The sequence below is a fragment of the Serratia sp. CY29653 genome, from assembly GCF_052169255.1.
Classification (GTDB): domain Bacteria; phylum Pseudomonadota; class Gammaproteobacteria; order Enterobacterales; family Enterobacteriaceae; genus Serratia; species Serratia sarumanii.
Genome location: NZ_JBJNLC010000011.1, coordinates 1 through 5,727 on the forward strand (window position 1 = coordinate 1; position 5,727 = coordinate 5,727).

5 protein-coding genes, 4 tRNA genes, 1 rRNA gene and 1 other RNA gene are annotated in these 5,727 nt (G+C 52.8%); 2 read left to right on the forward strand and 9 right to left on the reverse strand.

The features are described 5' to 3' along the window. From ACJ8HN_RS24140 to ACJ8HN_RS24165, 6 genes are all read right to left on the reverse strand, one after another. Window positions 1–429 (reverse strand): GTP-binding protein (locus ACJ8HN_RS24140; protein WP_195904702.1); only part of this gene is annotated, 429 nt, incomplete at its 3' end. 109 nt (window positions 430–538) lie between these two features. Continuing rightward, window positions 539–614: transfer RNA gene (locus tag ACJ8HN_RS24145), tRNA-Thr, on the reverse strand. A 6-nt stretch (window positions 615–620) separates the two neighbouring features. Further along, a tRNA-Gly gene (locus ACJ8HN_RS24150) sits at window positions 621–695 on the reverse strand. A 36-nt stretch (window positions 696–731) separates the two neighbouring features. After that, window positions 732–847, reverse strand: a non-coding RNA gene (locus ACJ8HN_RS24155) — RtT sRNA. Between the two features lie 46 nt (window positions 848–893). After that, a tRNA-Tyr gene (locus tag ACJ8HN_RS24160) sits at window positions 894–978 on the reverse strand. Window positions 979–1,003: 25 nt separating this feature from the next. Then, window positions 1,004–1,079: transfer RNA gene (locus ACJ8HN_RS24165), tRNA-Thr, on the reverse strand. A gap of 396 nt (window positions 1,080–1,475) precedes the next feature. Between ACJ8HN_RS24165 and ACJ8HN_RS24170 the strand changes: the two genes are divergently transcribed. Together ACJ8HN_RS24170 and coaA are read left to right on the forward strand one after the other, a co-directional pair. After that, on the forward strand, window positions 1,476–2,024 hold the full coding sequence (locus tag ACJ8HN_RS24170) for a GNAT family N-acetyltransferase (protein WP_033650029.1): 549 nt from the start codon (window positions 1,476–1,478) through the stop codon (window positions 2,022–2,024). Window positions 2,025–2,243: 219 nt separating this feature from the next. After that, window positions 2,244–3,194 carry a type I pantothenate kinase gene (coaA, locus tag ACJ8HN_RS24175; protein ID WP_033636718.1) on the forward strand — a complete coding sequence of 317 codons (951 nt, stop codon included), beginning with the start codon at window positions 2,244–2,246 and terminating at the stop codon, window positions 3,192–3,194. Between the two features lie 47 nt (window positions 3,195–3,241). Here the strand turns inward: coaA and birA are convergent, their stop codons facing one another. The 3 genes from birA to rrf form a co-directional block, all read right to left on the reverse strand. Next, window positions 3,242–4,204, reverse strand: coding sequence for a bifunctional biotin--[acetyl-CoA-carboxylase] ligase/biotin operon repressor BirA (birA, locus tag ACJ8HN_RS24180; RefSeq protein WP_033636716.1), 963 nt, complete (start codon window positions 4,202–4,204; stop codon window positions 3,242–3,244). Further along, the gene (gene murB, locus ACJ8HN_RS24185; protein WP_442524044.1) at window positions 4,201–5,238 is read right to left on the reverse strand and encodes a UDP-N-acetylmuramate dehydrogenase; all 1,038 of its coding nucleotides are present in this window, start codon (window positions 5,236–5,238) and stop codon (window positions 4,201–4,203) included. Before murB ends, birA begins: the two co-directional genes overlap by 4 nt. Window positions 5,239–5,615: 377 nt before the next feature. Further along, window positions 5,616–5,727, reverse strand: a 5S ribosomal RNA gene (gene rrf, locus ACJ8HN_RS24190); the annotation flags it as partial.

Sequence of the window (5,727 nt, forward strand, 5' to 3'; positions counted from 1 at the left end):
ATCATCAACCATGTCGCATTTGTTCATGAATACGATGATGAAAGGAACGCCAACCTGACGACCCAGCAGGATGTGCTCACGGGTCTGAGGCATTGGGCCGTCAGTCGCAGCAACTACCAAGATCGCGCCGTCCATCTGCGCAGCACCGGTGATCATGTTTTTCACGTAGTCGGCGTGCCCTGGGCAGTCAACGTGCGCGTAGTGACGAGTCGGGGTGTCATACTCAACGTGAGAGGTGTTGATGGTGATACCACGAGCTTTTTCTTCTGGCGCGTTATCGATCTGGTCGAAAGCACGTGCAGAACCGCCGTAGGTTTTAGCCAGTACGGTAGTGATCGCTGCAGTCAGGGTAGTTTTACCGTGGTCAACGTGGCCGATAGTACCGACGTTAACGTGCGGTTTTGTACGTTCAAACTTTTCTTTAGACATCGATTGTCCCTCTAAGACACGGATAAATCGGTGGTATCACCACATCAACCAAGCATTTGCTCGTTGAATCCAGAACAGAAAGAAAATCAGGGGGCGAGAAATTAAGAAGTGGTGCTGATAGGCAGATTCGAACTGCCGACCTCACCCTTACCAAGGGTGCGCTCTACCAACTGAGCTATATCAGCACATCTTGGAGCGGGCAGTGGGAATCGAACCCACATCATCAGCTTGGAAGGCTGAGGTAATAGCCATTATACGATGCCCGCATCCTGGAACTCGGCTACCTGATTTTTCTGTAGAATTTTGGGATGGAGCAGGATTGTTCATCACTCGGCTCGCATCCTTCGGGCCGGCTGCGCCTAGCGCTGCACAGCTCGAACCTTGCCGAAGGCTTTCGCCCTCTCCTCCCGCTATCAACCGTTGCGGCATTTATCGCATTTCAGTTAATCGCCGAAGGCAAGATTTGGTGGTGGGGGAAGGATTCGAACCTTCGAAGTCTGTGACGGCAGATTTACAGTCTGCTCCCTTTGGCCGCTCGGGAACCCCACCAGATTTTAACTACTTGTGACTTGAATGGTGCCGGCTACCGGAATCGAACTGGTGACCTACTGATTACAAGTCAGTTGCTCTACCTACTGAGCTAAGCCGGCATCAAGTGCAGCGCATTCTAGGTAGAGCGGGCGACCTATGCAACAAAAAAATTGCTTTGCGCGCACTTTCGCTCACAAATCAGTCAATTTTGCATACTGTCATGCAATTCGCAGCCTGCGGCGTGCAAACATTCATCACTCGCGGCAATCATTCTCTACAATTTTATCCACTTTTTGCAAGCCTTGAGCGCCGCTTTCTCCGTGTCGGGCTTCTCAAAACACTTAACCCGCAACGGTAAACTGTGAGCGGGATCGATGCACCAAAAAGGGGATACCTGCCCCGGACCGAGGCGTGAGCTACACTGATCCCTCACCCTTTTGCCGTCGTCATGCCTTTCGCCGCTGTGGCTCAGTTATTGCTTCTCTTCATTACCCCCATATCTGGAGGAATGACTCATGAAAATAGTGCCTATCAACGCCGCTACGCTGCCGATTTACCGGGATGAATTAGCCCGCCTGTTGACCGATGCCGTCACGCACGGCGCTTCTGTCGGTTACGACACCTTAATCCCTCACGAAGACGCCGAGAGTTACTTCCACAGTCTGCGACCGGCCCTGGCTAAAGGTGAACTGCTGCTGTGGATTGCCCGCGACGAGCGCGGCGTCGTTGGCACCGTGCAACTCGAACTCTGTCAGAAGCCGAACGGCCGTAATCGTGCGGAGGTGGTGAAGCTGTTGGTGCATAGCCGCGCTCGCCGCAACGGCGTAGGTCAGGCGCTGATGAAGACGCTGGAGCACGTAGCGCTGCAGCAGCAACGCGGGCTATTGTACCTGGATACGCAGGCCGGTTCGGCAGCAGAAGCGCTTTATCGCAGCCTGGGTTATCGCTGTTTGGGCGAGCTGCCGGATTATGCGGCGGGGCCCGATGGGCATTACCATCCGACCGTTATTTATTATAAACGCCTGTTCACCGTGAACCAACCTTCGCGCGCCATCGCCAGTTAACCTTCAGGCGGTATCCGGCCCCGATGATGCCGCCTTGCAACCCCGCTTTATCAACTGCGCGCCGCTTCGCACAATTGACATAAACTGCTGCCTATCGACAACTTTTGCGAAAAAAGTCTACGCCAAAAACGAAGCTGTCTATAATATGCAGCTTGTTTATTCTCTGGAGTTGGCGTCCGGCGCCTTTCCCAACCTGCGTTAACAGGCAGAATTTGGCTTATGATAAAAAGAGATCAATCTTTAGCAACGCCTTACCTACAGTTCGATCGTACCCAATGGGCGGCGTTGCGAGATTCGGTGCCGCTGACGTTGTCGGAAGAAGAGATCGTTAAACTGAAAGGGATTAACGAAGATCTCTCGTTGGAAGAAGTTGCGCAGATTTATCTGCCGCTGTCACGGCTGTTGAACTTCTATATCAGTTCCAACCTGCGCCGACAGGCGGTGCTGGAGCAATTCCTCGGCACCGACGGGCAAAAGATTCCCTATGTCATCGGCATCGCCGGCAGCGTAGCCGTTGGTAAGAGCACGACCGCTCGTCTGTTGCAAGCGTTGCTGAGCCGCTGGCCTGAACATCGCAGCGTGGAGCTGATCACGACCGACGGCTTCTTGCATCCTAATAAGGTGCTGAACGAGCGCGGTCTGATGAAGAAAAAAGGCTTCCCGCAGTCTTACGATATGCATAGCCTGGTGAAATTCGTGTCGGAAGTGAAATCCGGCGCCAAACGCGTCACCGCTCCGGTTTATTCTCATTTGATCTATGACGTTGTGCCCGAAGGTAATAAAGTCATCGAGCAACCGGATATTTTGATCCTGGAAGGGCTTAACGTATTGCAAAGCGGCATGGATTATCCTCACGATCCGCATCGCGTATTCGTTTCCGATTTTGTCGACTTCTCTATATATGTCGATGCTCCGGAGACGCTATTGCAAAGCTGGTATATCAATCGCTTCCTGAAATTCCGTCAAGGCGCATTTTCCAATCCCGATTCTTATTTCCATCACTATTCAAAATTGCCGGAACCGGAAGCGATTAATATCGCCACGCAATTATGGAATGAAATTAACGGGTTGAATTTGCAGCAGAATATATTGCCTACACGCGAACGCGCCAGCCTGATCATGACCAAAAGCGCTAACCACGCCGTTGAAAGCGTGCGTTTAAGAAAGTAAGCCTACCGTTCGATTCAGGGGACGTTGCCGTCCCCTGCTTTCTCTAACTATTCTGCGCTGCGCAGCGATATCTCTCCACCGATGAAGGGCTTGATCTCCCCGTCTTGTTCCAGCAGCAACGCGCCCTGCGAATCGATTCCTCGGGCGATACCCACAATCTGCCGCTCGCCGATAAGCAGCTTGACCGGCCTGTCGATAAAGTTATCCAGGGTACGCCAGCGACCGATAAAGGGCGCCAGTCCGTCTATCTCAAACTGTTTCAACGACTGACGCAGTTCATTAAGCAGGGTTGCAGCCAGCTCATTGCGATCGATCTGAATTCCCGCTTCCTGTAGGTTAATCCATCCTTGAGTAATGGCGCTGGCATTGGTATCACGCATCGCCAGGTTGATGCCGGCACCTATGACCAGTTGAGCCGCATCGCCGGTTTTCCCCGTCAGTTCGACCAGGATCCCCGCCAATTTACGATCGTTCAGATAGAGATCGTTAGGCCACTTCACGCGCACATCGGCCGCACCGAGACGCTGCAGAACTTCCGCCATCACCATCCCGATCACCAGGCTAAGCCCCATGGCCGCAGCCGGCCCCTGCTCCAGTCGCCAGAACATCGACAAGTATAAATTAGCGCCGAATGGCGAGATCCACTGCCGCCCGCGGCGCCCTCGCCCTGCCTGCTGGTATTCAGCGACACAGGCGTCACCAGAGTGCAATTCGGCAATGCGGTCCAGCAAGTATTGGTTGGTGGAATCGACCACCGGCAACACGCTTACACGCTTGTCTTCCAGCAGGCTGAGGATGCGCTCGGCTTCCAACAGCTGGATGGCGCCAGGCAGGCTGTAGCCTTTGCCGGGCACGGTAAAGACATCCAACCCCCATTCGCGAATGGTCTGAATATGCTTATTGATCGCCGCACGGCTCATGCCCAGTGACTCACCCAGGTGTTCCCCGGAATGAAATTCACCGTCGGCCAGCAGCGCGATCAGTTTTAACGGAACCTTGGTATCTTTCATGACAGCACCGCCACGGCATTCAGCTCACCGGTCGCGCCAATAAAACGCACCTCAGGCTCCAGCCAGACGCCAAATTTATCGGCCACTGTCTTGCGTACGTGGCGCGCCAGCGCCACCACATCCTGGCTGTGGGCGTTGTCGATGTTCACCAGCACCAGCGCCTGCTGACGGTGTACCGCAGCGCCGCCGATACGATATCCTTTCAATTCGCATTGATCGATAAGCCATCCGGCGGCCAGCTTCACCTGGCCATCCTGCTGTGGATAGTGCGGCATGCCGGGATATTTGGCGATGAGTTCTGCGGCTTTCTCTGCGTTCACCAGCGGATTCTTGAAGAAGCTGCCGGCATTACCGGTTTCACGCGGATCGGGCAGCTTGCTGCGGCGCATGGCGCATACGGATTCAAATACCTGAAGCGGCGTCACCGTGGCGGGATCCAGCCTGGCCAGATCGCCGTAGCTCAATTTGGGTTGCCATTGTTTGTTGAGACGCAGGCCCAGCCCGACAATGACATGCCCGGTTTGGAAACGGTGTTTGAAAATGCTTTCCCGGTAACCGAAACCACACTCGGCAGCCGGAATGCGATCGATAGCACCGGTAGAGAAGTCCAGCAGATCGACATACTCGCAGACGTCTTTCAATTCGACGCCGTAGGCGCCGATGTTCTGGATAGGGGCGGAGCCGGCCAATCCAGGAATCAACGCCAGGTTTTCCAGGCCGCAGATCCCGGCCTGCAGCGTATATTGCACCAGGTCATGCCAGTTTTCACCGGAGCTGACGTGGAGATACCAGGCATCGTTATCTTCCCGAACATCGATACCTTTCAACTGATTGACCATTACCGTGCCAGAAAAATCCTCCAGGAACAGCACGTTGCTACCTTCACCGAGAATCAGCAGCGGCTCCTGACGCTTTCGCGTTTGTTGCCACACTTTGAGCATCAGCTCAATTCTATCGGCCATGATCAGGTGCGCTGCGTTGACCGGGAGCGCAAACGTATTGTGGTTTTTTAAAAACGCGCTTTCAGTAGACATAACGTTCAGTACCCATAAAGAAATAATCTTTCGCCTAGTCTACTCGATTCGAGGCGTCTGGCTAATATTTGTTTTAATTAACGTGAAATTTATCGCCTAATACACTGGAGAATTAAGAATTATCCTTGATATAACCGGATAATTCTCATCAACATCTTCATAAATAGATATTTTTATTATTTAAATAATAATCTGGAGCTATCAATTATATATTTAGCTAGCTTTTTCTCTGACAAAAAACATTATGCTTCCTTATGAAAATAAGCAGCATATGCCAATAGAGGTATTTCTATAAGCAATAAATACAGCCAGGGAATTTATTTTTCCCATAGCAAAAAGCCCTGAACGTCAGTTCAGGGCTTTCGGCTTGGTTTGATGCCTGGCAGTGTCCTACTCTCGCATGGGGAGACCCCACACTACCATCGGCGCTACGGCGTTTCACTTCTGAGTTCGGCATGGGGTCAGGTGGGACCACCGCGCTATTGCCGC